We start from the raw sequence: 15,281 nt of genomic DNA on the forward strand, positions 1-15,281 counted from the left end.
AAACGCCGCTGGGAAATCCGGTGGCGTTTTGCGTTAGAGTGCCAGCCATCCCACGGCTTTGACGGGATGCTCTGTCGGATTGATCTCGTGCCGCTGGCATAGCCTGTCCAAGTATGACCCTCTCAAAGGTACCCCCCCAAGGCGCGTCGCAATCACACGTTTTTGGTGGCCATAGATGTGCACCGAGTAAACGCCTACGCGTTCAATATCTGAAACAGGCACACGCGGATCATGCAACTGTCCCAATTGCGCTGGGCTCAGAGGGTAAAACGTCTGGTTCGGCAGAGCGTGTTTGTCCTCGCCAGTGGCTTCAAGGAAGTACGTTAACGCTTTAGGCCCCGAGCATCCCCAAGGCAGTGCTTCTATGCCCCAAGTCTCACCGCGGTCGACGCGCGCCTTGTTGAGCCGGTGTAGCCGCGCGCCGCGCCAAGGCTGCGTTGGGTTCGGCGAGGTCACAAAAGTCGTCATGTGCGCGAGCGTTTCCGAGTCTGGCGGCAATCGCAAAACCCCGTTTGGATACGAACCGTCCTCTGCACGCCCAAACACATAGTTCGCTTCAAAATCGAATGCCTCGACGCAATAGGCATCCAGATCCACCCAGATATGAGAAGTCTTGTTCATGAGTTGCAGGCGCAAACAGGTCAGAGAAAACCGCCACGCGCAAGCGATCATTGTCAGCGATGTCAAACGGTGCAGGCCACAGGACCTCGGACGCTGCGCGCTGCTCTAAATCGTCAGGAATGCCGCTGACCTCGTGGGCCAGATACAACACAAACCGATGCCCCCGGTCCAGAAAGGATTGAATACATAGCCGTTCCACCCAAGTCAGGTCCGAGCCATACCAAAAACTGGCAATGGTCGGCAGTCTGACCGGGGTCAAGGGCTCGAGCGGCATGGTGCTTAGCGAGTCAGCGCCGGTGTCATGCGGATCAGCGTCGGGCGATCAGCCTTGAAGGCCTCCAAAAGCGCTTCTTGCAACGCGGTGATGCTGTCCGGCTCGCAGGCATGCGCGCCATAGGCCTCAGCCAGTTTGCAAAAGTCCGGGTTCATCGCGACAACAGCGTTCGGGGCGATCTGCGAGGCGACCATGCTGTCTTCGATTTCTTTCAGCTTGGCGTTGTCCCACAATAGAATTGGCATAGGCAGGCCCAGCTCTACTGCGGTTCCCAGTTCCTGTATGGTGTATTGAAAGCCATAGTCCCCAGCGATGCACACAGTCGGTAGCCCGGGTCGCGCCACGGCCCCGCCAATGGCCGCTGGCAACCCATAGCCCAAAGTTCCAAATCCACTGGGGTGATGCCAATGACCCGGTCGAGGCATGTCCCAGACTTCTTTCGCAACATAAGCAATCTGAGTCATGTCCGAAAAGATCATCGCATCTTCCGGCATGACATCGGCCAAAGCGTCACAAATGTCCGCAATACCGGGACGGTCTGTGTCTGTTTCCGCGCGGAACCGTGTCTTGGCGGCCAAGATATCCTCAGCCTTCCACTTCGCGGGCGCGGCCTCGGGCAAATGCTGCATCAGTTCTTGCAGGAACATCCCGGCATCTGCATGAAAGGTCACATCTGCACGGTGTTCATCGACGAGCACTTCGGGATCAATATCAACGCGCACCAGTGTGCCAGTGTGTCCCAATTCGGTGCGCCACAAATCACATTCGGAGAGTTCGCTGCCGATTACGATTACGAGGTCCGCCTCGCCGATGATCCTTTGCGATTCTGGTCGACCCAGATAGCTGCCATAGCTCATCGGATCATCCGGCCCCAACAGCCCACATCCGGCGTATGTGGTGTAAGCGGCTGCACCGCTGCGGCGCAGGACTTCGGTTGCAAGGGCAGCATCCCGCACTCCTCCGCCAAAGATAAACATCGGCTTTCTGGCGGCCATGACCTGATTTGCAAACGTGCCAAGATCACTGGGCGCATAGGTTCCGCCGCTTGTAGCATGTGATCCGGGCGGCACATCTGGCGCAGGTTCAGCGACACCTCCCAACAAGGCAATGGGCACCTGAATGTGTTTCGGGCGCGGGCGTTTGCTGTCAAATTCGCCCAAGGCGCGGTCAACAAGCGTATAGGCCGCTTCGGCGCTACGGGCTTCAGCGCTCCAGTCACAGACCGTCGCGGCAGCAGCTTCTTGGTTCAGCATCTGGTGCAACTGCCCCCTGCGTGCGGCTGTTTCATCCAAACAGGACGACAGAACAAGGACCGACACGCTGTCACTATAGGCCTGGCCCATCGGGGTCATGATGTTGCACAGACCCGGACCTGTGATGACATAGGCCACTCCCGGGCGGCCCGTGGCGCGGGCATAGCCATCAGCCATAAAGCCCGCCCCCTGCTCGTGCCGTGCCAGAACATGGGTAATACCCGCCTCTTCGATGCCGCGATACATCTCGACGTTATGAACGCCGGGAATACCAAAAATCATATCGACGCCGCGCGATTTCAGCATGTGCGAAATCTGCACGCCAAGGGGACGTGTCGTCATGTCAGGCTCTCCAGAAATGAGTTGTAAGGATGGCATAGACCACCATCAGTTCGAGGCGGCCAATCAGCATGCCAGCGCTCAGCAGCCATTTAGCCGTGTCATTGAGGGTCGCAAAGTTGCCTGCCGGGCCAATCGTATCGCCCAATCCGGGTCCGATATTGGCCAGCGCAGCAGCCGCTCCGCTAAGCGCGGTGGTAAAGTCCAATCCTGTCATGCCCAGCAGAACTGCGAGCACGCCCAAGGTCACGGTAAAGAACACGAAAAAGGACATGACCGAGTTCAAGACGTCTTCGTCGACGCGGCGCCCCTGATAGCGTGGAGTAAACACACCGCGTGGCTGCTGAACCTTCAAGAGCTGCGCCTTGATGGACGCAAACAAAAGCTGATAGCGGAACACCTTGATGGAACAAGCGGTTGACCCCGCGCAGCCACCGATCAAGCCACTAAAAAACAACACCGCAACCGGGAAGCTTCCCCAAAGCATATAGTCCGCGCTGGCATATCCCGTTCCTGTAATAATCGACACACCGTTGAACAACGCCTTGCGCATGCCAGCTTCGGTCTGAACTCCGGCAACAAAGAACTGCCAGGCCCAGATCACGCCAACGATCCCGATCACCGTGAAAAAGAATGCGCGAATTTGGCTGTCTTCGAACAGGGGGCGTGCCGTGCCTGCTGTCAGCTGTACAAAGCGCACGAACGGCAACGCGGCCAATAGCATAAACACCACGGCCACGTATTCTGTGCCCGCGCCAAACGCCCCAAACGAGGCATCGTAATTGGCAAATCCTCCGGTGGCGATTGTGGTCATGGCATGAACGGTTGCGTCAAATCCGTTCATACCGGTCAACACATAGGCCAAGGCGCACATCATGGTCAGTGCAAGGTAAATCACAGAAATTCGCGAGGAAATCTCGGTCGCGCGCGGAAGGATCTTTCCGAATGTGTCAAACCCCTCGGATCGGAAGATTTGCATCCCGCCAACGCGCAGTTCAGGCAAAAACACCATCGCTACAACAATGATCCCGATTCCGCCCAACCATTGCAGCAACCCGCGCCACAACAAGATACCCTTGGGCAACTCCTCTAACCCGCTGAACACCGTTGATCCTGTGGTTGTCAGGCCAGACATTGCCTCAAAGAAAGCATCCACAAACCGCGCTTCTGTTTCCCCCAGCATAAAAGGCAACGCGCCGAACAATGGCAGGGTCAACCACACGCCAGTTGTCAGCAAAAACGTCTGTTGGATTGTCAGACCCTTGCCCTTGGCCGTCTGGCACGACAGGGTAACAAATCCCCCCGTCAAAAAGGTCAGGATGGCGCATTCCAGAAACACTGACCAATGCTCATCTCCGGCGACAATATCCACCAACATCGGCAGAAGCATTGTCAGCCCAAGCATCGCCACCAACAGGCCGATCACATATCCAACTGGACGCAGGTCAATCATGGGCAAAGCGTTGGCGGCTGATCTTGCCGGTGTCAAGTTCTGAACCAGACGCTGATGCAACCATGAGCTGGCGGAAAAGCTTGGTTTCGCGTTACGCTATTCGGAACCAACACACGAAAATAGGGGGCGGTTTGTCCTGAAAAGGCTCGATGCAGGCGCGGATCCGAACCACATACGTTTTTTGCGGTGTTTGTGTTTTATCCGACGTGGAACAACGTGTTGAACAGCTTTGGATCAAGGCTGGCCGATGCAAAGAAAGGTCCATCCGTCAGGATCGACACCGCATCATGGCTGTGAAGGCTTTCCTGATGGCTGGCAATCACACGGAAATCCCCGATGCGCGGGTCCGCTTTGAGCTGCTCACAGAACAATCGCGCGGCATCTTCAACAAATATCGGGTTGGCGGCGTTCAATTCGGCAAAAGCCTGTTCATCTTCGCGTTTGACCATGATCTGGGTCTCGGTTGGCACCGCTTTGCGGCACAGATCGATGAGATCTTCGAACCACAGGCGCGGTCCAGGCACCGCCACGGTCGATATCCTCGCAACGGATCGTTGTGAATGGGGTGTTGCCAACTGCCCACGCGTCTGGCGGGCATGCTCGCTCAACTCCAATGAACAGGGGCACGTCGAGGAATAGACATAGTCCAGATGCATGACCTTATGCAGTTCGCCGGCCACCTGAACCTTTTCCATAGCAATGTCGTAGTACTGGTATCCAGTCAGACCTGAGCGCAGAGATGGGATGCGCATTGGATAGGAAAACCGCATTTGGATACGAGCATCCACGGATTCCAGATCGCTCACGTAATCCGCAAGCGCCTGTTCCAGCACATCAAAACTAAAGGTTTTTTCCGCGTGTTTGTAGAACGAGCGCATGATCCGGGACATGTTGATGCCCTTTTTCTCGGCATCAAGGCTCACAGTGCCCGTCACGCTGGTTTCCAACGTCAGATCACCACCGTCACGAGTGTGATACCGGATCGGGAGACGGAAATTGGAAATGCCCACATGCTGAATCTGCTGCTTTTCACCTTTGATCAGGCTGGCAGGGCCATTTTGCAGATCAGGCAATGACGCGCGATAGGCCTCATCCACCCTGAATTCTGTTGGATATTCCCGCTTCAGGTCCGGGTAATTCGTCAATGGTTGGTCCGGCAGGAGACGGGCAATGGCCGGGTCCAGCTCAGCAATCTCGGTCGGGGTCGCGGTTGCGGCCCAGTTGCGCAGGCGGTGCAGCGCTTCGACGGCCTCCTGGCGCGCCGTATCATCCTTGGAATCAGGCGATTGAATGTTCATGCGTCCCAACCTTTCGCGTCCTACGGCCTTCATAATGTAAGGCATCGTCGCGTGAAATTCCAATTTCGAAAGGAAGCGCACCGGAAACGACGCTTTTTGACGAATATTTCAGAGTTGGGCACACTTTGCCCCGCGCCAGGTGTCTGGCACAGGGCAGCTTAGGCTCAGACCTGTTCCAATGCCGCCGTGAGATCGGCGATCAGATCATCCGGATCTTCAAGGCCCACCGAAAACCGCACCAATCCGGGCGTAATACCCAGTTCAACCTTTTGATCGTCTGGCAACCGCTGGTGGGTGGTCGTGGCCGGGTGCGTGCAAATCGATTTTGCATCGCCCAGATTGTTCGAGATCACCGCGACCTCAAGCGCGTTCAGGAACCGGAATGCCGCCGCCTGCCCGCCCTTAACATCCAGCGACAGGACCGTGCCGCCTTTGCCGCCCAGTTGAGATTGAACCAACGCATTCTGGGCGTGATCTTTAAGACCGGGATAAATCGTGCGCAGCAACTTGGGGTGGCCATTCAACGCTTCGGCCAGTTTCAGAGCAGTTTCAGCCTGTGCATGCACACGCAGATCAATTGTTTCCAGCCCCTTGAGCATCACCCAGGCGTTGAAAGGCGACATGCTGCCACCGGTATGCTTCATGTAAGGCTCTAACGTTTTGCGGATGAACTCTTTCGTCCCAAGAACGACACCTCCAAGTGTTCGCCCCTGCCCGTCAATGTGTTTGGTCGCAGAATAGACAACAACGTCCGCGCCCTGTTCAATCGCCTTGGAGAACACAGGAGTCGAAAACACATTGTCGACAACAACCGTTGCGCCAACAGAATGGGCGATTTCACAAACGGCAGTCACGTCGATCACCTCCAACGTTGGGTTCGACATGGATTCGAAAAACACCACCTTGGTGTCGTCGCGCACAGCGTCGCGCCAGGCATTTAGATCGGTGCCATCTACCAGCGTAATTTCAACCCCGAAACGGGCCAGAATGTCTTCGAGAATATAGAGGCACGAGCCAAACAACGCGCGGGCTGCAACCACGTGATCCCCAGTCTTTAACAGCGACATCAGAGCGCCATTTACGGCCGCCATGCCTGACGCTGTGGCAAAGGCATCCTCGGCGCCTTCGAGCAAGGCGATCCGCTCTTCGAACATGGCAACAGTCGGGTTGCCGTAACGGGCATAGATGAACTCATCCGGCCCGCTTTCGATAAATCGAGCCTCGGCCTGCTCAGCGCTGTCATACACAAAGCCTTGGGTCAGATAGATTGCTTCGCTGACTTCATTGTATTGCGACCGCCGCGTGCCGCCGTGGACCAGGTTTGTGCGTGTTTTCCAACCGCTCATATCTTCCTCCTGAGGCCAAATGGCCAAACAAAAACCCCCGATCGGCCAAGCGAGCAGGGGTTTCCTTCGTCCTGACCTCTTTAGCAGAATCTTTAACGTGGCCCGCAATCCGGTAACAAATCGCCACGGGTCGTTCTTTAGTGTCGCCTTAAAGGCAGGTCAACTCTCTTCGTCGAGCGCGTGCCTCTGGAACAGGCCGCTTTGCAACATCAGGAACACAAACAGAATGGCCGGGAACCCAAAGGTTTCGATTTTCACCCAAGCCTCCTCGGACATATTGCGCCAGACAAGTTCATTGCCAATCGCAAGCAAGATAAACACCACAAACAGTCGCCGAGTCAGGATCATCCATCCCTCGTTGTTCATCGGGATCAACTCTCCCATGACAAAGGCAAGATACGACTTGCCTTGCAGCAGCCCGATTCCCAAAAGCCCGGCGATCGTGCCGTAGACAATGCTGGTCTTCATCTTGAAAAAGCGGTCATCGTTAAACCAAGCTGTGAGCCCGCCAAAAAAGATCACCATGAAGGCTGTAAAAACCTGCATGCGGCTGAGATGCCCGGTCAGATGCCACAGGATGCCCATCGCCACCAAAAGGATCGGAATAAAAATCAGCGCCGACATGATGAAACCAGAATACTCGGTGCCACCGATCGTAAAGGTGTCGTCCTTGATCCTCAGGTAAATCACAAAAAAGGCGATCGTCGGCCCCAGTTCCAAAACCTGTTTGAGAATGGGGTTGATACGCTTTTGGCTGTTTTTGTCCGGCATTGGGGCTCCTATCCTGCGACCTCAACTATCACAGCTCCCGCTGCAATCAATCCTATCAATGCAACCCGGCGTGGACCAACAGGTTCTCGCAGGATCAACCACCCGATCAAGGCGGCAAAAACAGGCGAGGTTTCCCGCATGACAGCGGCCTCTCCCACCTTGCCCAGCCGGGTGGCCAACATCACTGCACCAAAGCTGCCCCAAGCCACGAAAGCACCGATCAATCCCTTTAGAAACAAGGGCTTGAGCGCCGGGCGATAGGTCATGTTTTTCCACCGCAACGCAGCCAAAATCGGAAAGTCCAATGAACTGAGGAAAAAGAACCACATCAAAAAGGTAAATGGGTTGGGCGTCGCGCGGATGCCGTAGGCGTCATAGGTCGTATATAACGCAACCAATGCCCCCGTGCCGACGGCCAGCCACAACGCGGGAACCAAAGTGTCCCGCCCGGTTTCGATATTGCGCATATTGTAGACCGCAAGCCCGAGAATACCGCTTACCAGAACGGCAACGCCAACCCATTGCAGCGGCGCGAAGTGTTCTCCAAAAATGATCCACGCACCAAACACGGTGAACAGCGGGCCAGTGCCGCGCACCACAGGATACACCACGGTATAAGCACCCCGAGAATAGGCCAGCGCCTGCCCAAGCTTATAAGCAAAGTGGATCCCCATCGCCCCAAGCAGCAACAGCCAAATCTGACCTTCAGGCCAGGGAACAAGAAACAACGCAACTGGGGCCGAGATCACAACAAGAGAAAAGTCGATGGCACCACGCGATAACCACGGGTCATGTTGCCCTTTCTGAAGCGCACCGAACACCGCATGCAGCATGGCGGCAATCAACGCGAGTATCAGAGCAACTTGTTCCCCGGCAGCGGTTCCTTCTAGAGCGACAACCCAGTCACTCATCGTTCCGCCCTCTGCAACGAATATGACGTGTCAGTCGACATGCAGCCCAGTCAGTGCCGCGGCAAACTCTTCGGGGTCAAATGGCGCGAGGTCGTCGATCTTCTCACCGACACCAATGGCGTGGATTGGCAGACCGAACTTATCCGCGAGCGCCACCAGAACACCGCCCTTGGCCGTGCCGTCCAGCTTGGTCATCACGAGACCGGACACATCGGAAAGCTTTTGGAACGTCTCAACCTGATTTAGCGCGTTTTGGCCTGTGGTCGCATCCAGCACCAGCAAGGTGTTGTGGGGCGCATTTTCGTCCTTTTTTCGGATCACACGTACGATCTTGGCCAATTCTTCCATGAGGTCAGCTCGGTTTTGCAAGCGACCTGCCGTGTCGATCATCAAAAGGTCAGCACCGTCTTGTTCGGCCTTGGTCATCGCGTCGAACGCCAAGCTGGCAGGGTCAGACCCTTCGGGTGCGGTCAGCACGGGTACGCCCGCGCGCTCACCCCAAACCTGCAACTGCTCTACGGCGGCGGCGCGGAATGTATCCCCCGCGGCAATGACAACTCTCTTTCCGGCACCACGGAACTGGCTGGCCAGCTTGCCGATCGTCGTGGTCTTGCCCGATCCATTGACGCCCACGACCAAGACAACCTGTGGCGTGCTTGGATAAAGCGGCAACGGGCGCGCAACGGGCTCCATGATGCGCGCGATTTCATTCGCCAAGAGCTGTTTGATTTCTTCGGTCGACAGACGTTTTCCGAACCGACCTTCGGCAATATTCGCGGTGACGCGCAGGGCTGTGTCCACGCCCATGTCCGAGGCAATCAACAGCTCTTCAAGCTGTTCCAGCATATCGTCGTCGAGAACTCGTTTTACCACCGGAGCGGCCGATGTGCGCCCGGTCAGGCGGGCCAGCAAACCTGGTTTCGGAGCCGCGGGCGTCGGCTCTGGTGCTGGTTTGGGTGCTTCCCGAACAGGAGCGGGGTCTGCCTTAGGTTCCGGATCAGGCTCTGGCGCGGCTTCAATGACCGGCGGCTCTGACGTTGCATTGGGCTCAGGTGTCGGCTCAGGTTCAGGGGCTGGCACAGGTTCTGATGTGGGCTCGGGCTCGGCCGGTGTAACGACAGGTTCGGCAACGACGCCTTCAGCAGCGCTCAGGTCTGGCGCCACCTCTTCGCCGCCATCCTCAACAATCGCATCCAAGCCCTCTTCGAGTTTCGAAGAAGATTTGAACAACCTGTCCTTGAGTTTGGAAAAAAACGCCATGCGGGCCTCCGCTAATCATCTGCCCCCAAGTAATGCGCAGTTACGGGAATTGAAAGAGCGGTGTCGACCAGCCAGCACCGGCCAGGATGGCAAATTGCCCCCCGACATAGAGCACCCAAAGCAGGATTGAGGACGGAACTTGCCACGCGGATCCTTCGGACATGCGAAACACCTGAATGGACAGGATGGCATCTGACGCCAAAAAGGCCATCGCGCCAACAAGTGCCAGAGGCATCGTGGGCAGACCCAGCGCCGTTAGACCCATCAAGGAAATCAGGACCACATAGATGCGCACTGGCCAGCGCAGGTCGCCGGTGAAGGGGGTCAGCCATACTTCTGTAGAGGCGGCAAACACCATGATCAACAAGGCCCAAACCGAAAGTTGTACGCCTTCGGACAGCCCCCAGAAATGCGCAACATAAAAAACGTGCGCGAGGGCAAAGCCAACCAAACCTACAAAAAAGGGGTTCTTGCCGTCCCTTGAGAGCGCAATATCACCAATCGCGGACATGAACAGGGCAACGATGACCAGCGGATAGGCAAATGTCACCAATCCGGCCAGCGCAAAGCTAAGCAAGGGTATCGACTTGACCGTTGTCTTGGCTAATGAAGGGCCACGGTAACAATAGACGATCGCATAGATCAGCGCTGCCAACACGCCGACCAGCAAAAGGCCGAACCGGAACGACTGGCGAAGAGCAATTTCCTCAAGAATAGTCATGGGACATCTCGCAACGAATTCATGGCATTAAGACATAGTTTCTGCCGCTTGTCGCCCCTGTCGTACCGGAAAGCCTAGGTCGGCCTCAAATCTCGTCAGCGAAATGCTTGATGGTCAAACGGATCGGGTTTGGCGCCGCCTGACCCAATCCGCAGATCGAAGCGTCGATCATGGTTTCACTCAACTCTTCCAAAAGCCCTGTGTCCCATGTGTCCGCTTGCATCAGCTTGACCGCTTTCTCGCAGCCCACCCGGCAGGGCGTGCACTGACCACAACTTTCATCTTCAAAGAACCGCAGCATATTGAGCGCCGCATCGCGTGCACTGTCTTGGTCCGAAAGCACAACCACCGCGGCGGATCCGATGAAGGTGCCATGAGGCTGCAGCATGTCAAAATCCAACGGTATGTCATTCATGCTGGCCGGCAACAATCCCGACGACGGTCCACCGGGCTGATAGGCTTTGAACGACTGTCCGTCCAACATACCACCTGCTGCGTCGATCACGTCCATGATGGTCGAGCCCGCGGGCAACAGATGTACGCCAGGTTTCTTGACCCGCCCCGAAACCGAGAAAGAGCGAAGGCCTTTACGGCCATTTTTCTCTACGCTGTTCAGCACTTCCGGACCTTCGCGACAAACGCGTGCAACCCAATAGAGGGTCTCGACATTGTGCACCAATGTCGGCTGACCAAAGATACCAACCTGCGCCACAAAGGGTGGGCGGTGACGCGGCTCCCCGCGTTTGCCTTCGATCGATTCGATCATCGCGCTTTCTTCACCGCAGATATAGGCGCCGGCGCCACGGCGCAGATCGATGTAGCCAGGCGCCACAAGGCCCGCGGCTTCCAACGCGGCGATCTCGCGGTGCAGAATTTCCAGCACCGCAGGGTATTCATCGCGCATGTAGATAAATGCCTTGTCAGCCTCAACCGCCCAAGCCGCGATCAGCATGCCCTCAAGAAAGAGATGCGGCGTGCGCTCAAGATAGTAGCGGTCTTTGAACGTTCCTGGCTCACCTTCATCGCCATTCACGGCAATATAGCGCGGTCCTTCATTGGCACGCACAAAGCCCCATTTGGTGCCGGATGGGAAGCCCGCGCCACCAAGGCCGCGCAATCCGGCCTCTTTGACCTTGTCCTGAACCGTTTCCCAGTGCCCATTGTCACGCATATCTTTCAGCGCGCCGTAGCCACCTGCCGCTGAATAGGCCGCAAAGTCTTCGTACTCGGGGACATGCACATGTGTGTCGTCCGCAGCGATGGCTGCCTTCACTTTTTCCGGGGTCGCATGGTCAATGTGATTATGGCCGATCTCAAGCACCGGGGCCGTGTCACATCGGCCCATGCAAGGCGCACGCACCACGCGAACCTCGGCTGGGTTCAAGCCATCCTTTAGCGCCTTTTGCAGCAATTCGGCGCCGGCAAGCTCACAAGACAGCGAATCGCAAACTCGAATTGTCAGGGCGGGCGGCGGGGTTTCACCCTCTTTCACAACGTCAAAGTGTGCGTAAAAACTGGCAACCTCAAAGATCTCGGCCTGACCGGTGCGCAATTCTTCTGCCAAGGCGCGAATATGGGCGGACGAAAGATGCCCATATTCGTCCTGAATGAGGTGCAGGAATTCGATCAAGAGGTCTCGATTGCGAGGCCGATCCCCCAATAACGCCAAAACCTCGGCATGAGCGGTGTCATCCAGCTGACGCCCTTTGGGTGTCTTGCGACCTTTGCCTTTGCCGGATTTCCAGATGCCCTTTTTGGACTCGTCCAGTGCCATGTCGGTTCCCCGTTTCCTGTGGTTGGCCATACCCTATCGCTCCTGTCCCCTGATGAGCGAGCCAAAAACGACATGCGCACGCCCGTATGCGTTCCAAATCAACGCGCCCCGGAGCGACGAGGAAGCGCATTGTTTCCTATTGCGCCCTATGGGTTACTATCAGAGACACGCAAACCCATGAGAGAGTCGCGCGTATGATCTGGTTTACCATTGCAACCGTCGCCCCGGTTCTGATTTTGGGCGCGGCCGCCCTGTTCGGCGGCATTTGGTGCCTGATCGCCCTGCTCTATATGACCTGTTTCATTTACCTGATGGACCGCATCACACAAGGCGCGGCGGCCCGGCGGGGGGCGGACGGAGAGTTTCCGGTCGGTGAACCACTCGCGTTGTTTCTCGGCGTCGCGCATCTGGTTTTGATTGTGCTGGCCGTTGCAGCCATCGGAGGTCCAAGCGGGTTCTCGATGATTGAGCGCTTAGCCTGTTTCATCGCATTTGGACTGTTCTTTGGTCAGGTGAGCAACGCCAATGCGCACGAGTTGATCCACAAGCAATCCCGCTGGCCACGCCGGTTGGGCAAGGCGGTCTATATCTCACTGTTGTTTGGTCACCATGCCTCGGCACATACCCGTGTACATCACGTTTGGGCTGCAAGCGCGATGGACCCCAACAGCCCCGCGCCCCGTCAAAGTTTCTACAGGTTCTGGCCCCGCGCCTGGGTTGGGTCATTTCTCAAAGGCTTGCGCGCCGAGAACGAATTGCGGGCCCGCAGCAGCAAGCCGCTGACGCCGTGGTCCCATCCTTATCTGCATTATGTGTCGGGGGGTGTTTTGGTGATCCTGTTGGCGCTGGCCTTTTGGGGCTTGTCCGGGGTCATCACTTTACTGCTCTTAACCGGATACGCGCAGATGCAGCTGTTACTGTCAGATTACGTCCAGCATTACGGGTTGCGCCGGGCGCGTGGCGCAGACGGTCGGCTGGAACCAGTGGGACCACAACACAGCTGGAACGCGCGGCAGTTTTATTCCAGCGCTCTGATGCTCAACGCCCCACGCCATTCCGACCATCACATGCACCCCTTGCGCACTTACCCCGCGCTGGAACTGGACCCGGCTTCCATGCCAATCCTGCCCCGATCTCTGCCGGTCATGGCCACACTGGCGCTGTGGCCCGCGATGTGGCGCAAGGTCATGGACCCCAAAGTCGCTGCCTTGCACGCAAAGACCGGATAGGTCTGGATTGAACGGACCATCTGGGGCAGCATGACCAGATGAAAGCTCTGATCTTCTTAATTGGTCTGCTCGCCCTTCCAGCGATTGCCGAATCTCCGATGACCGCTGCCGAATTTGATGCCTATACACGCGGCAAAACGCTCTATTATGGCACCCAAGGTGAACGCTATGGCGTGGAAGAATACCTGCCCGACCGCCGCGTCCGGTGGTCATTTCTGGACGGCAAATGCAAAGATGGATTTTGGTATGAAGAAGCAGACCTGATCTGCTTTGTTTACGAAGACGGTTTTGAGCCACAATGCTGGAGTTTCTACAAAAGACCGGGCGGGTTGAGCGCACGGTTTGAAAACTCGTCTGACGCCACAGAGCTGTACGAAGTTGAAGGCGAGGGTGAAATGCTGTGCCTAGGCCCCGAGGTGGGGGTTTAAGGGGCGCTGCCCCTCTTGGCCGCAGAGTATTTCGGGCAACACGAAGCCAAGCTTCAGAACAGGCTTCCTTGAGACGGTGGCGCCTTGGGACTTGCGGCTTTCTTTTGAACTGGTTTGCCTCCGGGCTTAAAGCGCCCATCGGCAAACTCAATCTCGATCTCACTTGCCGCCTTGGCAGACTTTTTGTCAGTGACAACCTGACCATCGCCGCGCACAACGGCATAACCCCGGTCCAGCGTGGCATGATAGCCCAAGGTTTCGCGCATGCGCTCAAGGCTGGCAAGGCGGTCTTTCTGGGTGCTGATACGGCGGTCTCCGGCATCTTTCATGCGTCGCACCAGATCATTCAGTTTGTCACGTCGGCGCGTGTTTTCGCGTTGTAGTGCTTCGGGGCGCAATCGATCGGTGCGACGCCCCAAGGCCTCACGCTTTCCTTCAATCATGCGGCGCAACGTGCTGCCCCGCAGCGATCCACTGACCTGACTGAGGTGCACTTGCCGCCTTTGAACGCCCGCCTGCAGTGCGCGCGGCAAAGCGTCCGAAGCGGCATCCAGCCGTTGCCGTGGCGTTTGCAGCAGCGCGTCGGACTTTGGCAAGGCCCGCGACAAATCACGCAACCGTTGATCACGTCGGGTCAGCCCATCGGACAATGCCCGTGTCAGGCGCCCGCCCTGCTCTTCAGTCCAGCCCAACAGGTCCAAACGCACCGGAACGGCCATTTCCGCAGCAGCCGTTGGAGTTGGGGCGCGTTGATCCGAGACAAAGTCGATCAGAGTGGTGTCCGTTTCATGGCCTACTGCAGAGATCAGGGGTATTTCCGAGGCGGCTGCGGCGCGTGCCACAATTTCTTCGTTAAAGCCCCACAAGTCTTCGATGCTGCCTCCGCCCCGTGCCACGATAATCAGATCGGGACGCGGCATTGCGCCGCCCGCGGTCATCGTGTTGAACCCCTCAATTGCCTTAGCAACTTGTGGCGCGCATTGTTCCCCTTGCACGGCAACCGGCCAAATCAGAACCTTGCGCGGAAACCGGTCGCGTAGGCGGTGCAGAATGTCCCGAATGACCGCGCCTGTGGGCGATGTGACCACTCCGATGACGTCTGGCAGGTAGGGCAGCCGCTGTTTGCGCTCTGGGGCAAAGAGCCCCTCAGAGGCAAGCTGTTTTTTGCGCTTTTCAAGCATTGCCATCAGCGCGCCTTCACCCGCAACAGCAACATCATCGACATTGATCTGGTATTTGGATTGCGATCCAAAGGTTGTCAGCTTGCCGGTGACAATCACTTCCATGCCCTCTTCGGGCATGATAGACAGGCGGCTCACCTGACCTTTCCAACTGACGGCAGCAATCACCGACCGGTCGTCCTTGACGTCGAAATAGAGATGGCCCGAACGCGCTAGCATCACACGGCCCACTTCACCCCTAACACGCACCCGGCCAAACGCGCCTTCAATGGTGCGTTTCAAGGCACCGGAAATCTCGGAGACGGAAAACTCGGGGGCGTTTTCGCCCTCGGCCGGGGAATCGATCAGGTCGGACATTTAGCCTCGCTTGTGGAACTGCTCATCACAGCTTAGAACGCCCGTGACGGAAGGCCAAGCAGAAG

The 15,281-nt window shown here is 57.0% G+C and carries 14 protein-coding genes and 1 riboswitch; of the genes, 2 read left to right on the plus strand and 12 right to left on the minus strand.

Annotated elements, in window-relative coordinates; translation table 11 throughout:
• Positions 1-33: 33 nt before the first annotated feature.
• The 11 genes from Q0932_RS10350 to Q0932_RS10400 form a co-directional block, all read right to left on the minus strand.
• Entirely contained in the window at positions 34-621 is a 588-nt protein-coding gene (locus Q0932_RS10350; protein WP_299352078.1) for a hypothetical protein, read from the minus strand.
• Positions 557-895, minus strand: a complete 339-nt coding sequence (locus Q0932_RS10355; RefSeq protein WP_299352081.1) for a hypothetical protein — start codon at positions 893-895, stop codon at positions 557-559. Before Q0932_RS10355 ends, Q0932_RS10350 begins: the two co-directional genes overlap by 65 nt.
• 5 nt (positions 896-900) lie before the next feature.
• On the minus strand, positions 901-2,490 hold the full coding sequence (locus Q0932_RS10360) for a 5-guanidino-2-oxopentanoate decarboxylase (protein WP_299352084.1): 1,590 nt from the start codon (positions 2,488-2,490) through the stop codon (positions 901-903).
• A 1-nt stretch (position 2,491) separates the two neighbouring features.
• A complete protein-coding gene (locus Q0932_RS10365) occupies positions 2,492-3,940 on the minus strand; it encodes a TrkH family potassium uptake protein (protein WP_299352087.1) in 1,449 nt (482 codons plus the stop codon).
• Between the two features lie 197 nt (positions 3,941-4,137).
• On the minus strand, positions 4,138-5,238 hold the full coding sequence (gene folE2, locus Q0932_RS10370) for a GTP cyclohydrolase FolE2 (RefSeq protein ID WP_299352090.1): 1,101 nt from the start codon (positions 5,236-5,238) through the stop codon (positions 4,138-4,140).
• 164 nt (positions 5,239-5,402) lie between these two features.
• Complete coding sequence (metZ, locus tag Q0932_RS10375) at positions 5,403-6,584, minus strand: O-succinylhomoserine sulfhydrylase (RefSeq protein ID WP_299352093.1); 1,182 nt, start codon at positions 6,582-6,584, stop codon at positions 5,403-5,405.
• A gap of 59 nt (positions 6,585-6,643) precedes the next feature.
• Positions 6,644-6,721, minus strand: a riboswitch (SAM riboswitch).
• Between the two features lie 22 nt (positions 6,722-6,743).
• Entirely contained in the window at positions 6,744-7,355 is a 612-nt protein-coding gene (locus tag Q0932_RS10380) for an inner membrane-spanning protein YciB (RefSeq protein WP_299352096.1), read from the minus strand.
• A gap of 8 nt (positions 7,356-7,363) precedes the next feature.
• Positions 7,364-8,266 (minus strand): DMT family transporter, encoded by a 903-nt coding sequence (locus Q0932_RS10385; RefSeq protein WP_299352099.1) that lies wholly within the window; start codon positions 8,264-8,266, stop codon positions 7,364-7,366.
• Between the two features lie 30 nt (positions 8,267-8,296).
• Positions 8,297-9,526 carry a signal recognition particle-docking protein FtsY gene (ftsY, locus tag Q0932_RS10390; RefSeq protein ID WP_299352102.1) on the minus strand — a complete coding sequence of 410 codons (1,230 nt, stop codon included), beginning with the start codon at positions 9,524-9,526 and terminating at the stop codon, positions 8,297-8,299.
• Between the two features lie 40 nt (positions 9,527-9,566).
• Positions 9,567-10,247, minus strand: coding sequence for a lysoplasmalogenase (locus Q0932_RS10395; protein ID WP_299352105.1), 681 nt, complete (start codon positions 10,245-10,247; stop codon positions 9,567-9,569).
• Between the two features lie 85 nt (positions 10,248-10,332).
• Entirely contained in the window at positions 10,333-12,021 is a 1,689-nt protein-coding gene (locus Q0932_RS10400; protein ID WP_299352628.1) for an NAD(P)H-dependent oxidoreductase subunit E, read from the minus strand.
• Positions 12,022-12,215: 194 nt separating this feature from the next.
• Between Q0932_RS10400 and Q0932_RS10405 the strand changes: the two genes are divergently transcribed.
• Together Q0932_RS10405 and Q0932_RS10410 are read left to right on the plus strand one after the other, a co-directional pair.
• Positions 12,216-13,250: an alkane 1-monooxygenase gene (locus tag Q0932_RS10405; RefSeq protein ID WP_299352108.1), complete on the plus strand. Its 1,035-nt coding sequence runs from the start codon at positions 12,216-12,218 to the stop codon at positions 13,248-13,250.
• Between the two features lie 38 nt (positions 13,251-13,288).
• The gene (locus Q0932_RS10410; RefSeq protein ID WP_299352111.1) at positions 13,289-13,678 is read left to right on the plus strand and encodes a hypothetical protein; all 390 of its coding nucleotides are present in this window, start codon (positions 13,289-13,291) and stop codon (positions 13,676-13,678) included.
• 53 nt (positions 13,679-13,731) lie between these two features.
• On the opposite strand, the gene xseA is transcribed toward Q0932_RS10410, so the two are convergent.
• Positions 13,732-15,216 carry an exodeoxyribonuclease VII large subunit gene (xseA, locus tag Q0932_RS10415; RefSeq protein WP_299352114.1) on the minus strand — a complete coding sequence of 495 codons (1,485 nt, stop codon included), beginning with the start codon at positions 15,214-15,216 and terminating at the stop codon, positions 13,732-13,734.
• Between the last annotated feature and the right edge of the window lie 65 nt (positions 15,217-15,281).

Source organism: uncultured Shimia sp. (genome assembly GCF_947498095.1).
Classification (GTDB): domain Bacteria; phylum Pseudomonadota; class Alphaproteobacteria; order Rhodobacterales; family Rhodobacteraceae; genus Shimia.

What these genes read in the sequence shown, in the direction of transcription:
- Q0932_RS10385 (WP_299352099.1), bottom strand. Translation starts at nt 8,266, where the DNA reads ATGAGTGACTGGGTTGTCGCTCTAGAAGGAACCGCTGCCGGGGAACAA.
- Q0932_RS10400 (WP_299352628.1), bottom strand. Translation starts at nt 12,021, where the DNA reads ATGGCACTGGACGAGTCCAAAAAGGGCATCTGGAAATCCGGCAAAGGC.
- Q0932_RS10355 (WP_299352081.1), bottom strand. Translation starts at nt 895, where the DNA reads ATGCCGCTCGAGCCCTTGACCCCGGTCAGACTGCCGACCATTGCCAGT.
- Q0932_RS10410 (WP_299352111.1), top strand. Translation starts at nt 13,289, where the DNA reads ATGAAAGCTCTGATCTTCTTAATTGGTCTGCTCGCCCTTCCAGCGATT.
- Q0932_RS10380 (WP_299352096.1), bottom strand. Translation starts at nt 7,355, where the DNA reads ATGCCGGACAAAAACAGCCAAAAGCGTATCAACCCCATTCTCAAACAG.
- folE2 (WP_299352090.1), bottom strand. Translation starts at nt 5,238, where the DNA reads ATGAACATTCAATCGCCTGATTCCAAGGATGATACGGCGCGCCAGGAG.
- ftsY (WP_299352102.1), bottom strand. Translation starts at nt 9,526, where the DNA reads ATGGCGTTTTTTTCCAAACTCAAGGACAGGTTGTTCAAATCTTCTTCG.
- Q0932_RS10365 (WP_299352087.1), bottom strand. Translation starts at nt 3,940, where the DNA reads ATGATTGACCTGCGTCCAGTTGGATATGTGATCGGCCTGTTGGTGGCG.
- metZ (WP_299352093.1), bottom strand. Translation starts at nt 6,584, where the DNA reads ATGAGCGGTTGGAAAACACGCACAAACCTGGTCCACGGCGGCACGCGG.
- Q0932_RS10405 (WP_299352108.1), top strand. Translation starts at nt 12,216, where the DNA reads ATGATCTGGTTTACCATTGCAACCGTCGCCCCGGTTCTGATTTTGGGC.
- xseA (WP_299352114.1), bottom strand. Translation starts at nt 15,216, where the DNA reads ATGTCCGACCTGATCGATTCCCCGGCCGAGGGCGAAAACGCCCCCGAG.
- Q0932_RS10350 (WP_299352078.1), bottom strand. Translation starts at nt 621, where the DNA reads ATGAACAAGACTTCTCATATCTGGGTGGATCTGGATGCCTATTGCGTC.
- Q0932_RS10360 (WP_299352084.1), bottom strand. Translation starts at nt 2,490, where the DNA reads ATGACGACACGTCCCCTTGGCGTGCAGATTTCGCACATGCTGAAATCG.
- Q0932_RS10395 (WP_299352105.1), bottom strand. Translation starts at nt 10,247, where the DNA reads ATGACTATTCTTGAGGAAATTGCTCTTCGCCAGTCGTTCCGGTTCGGC.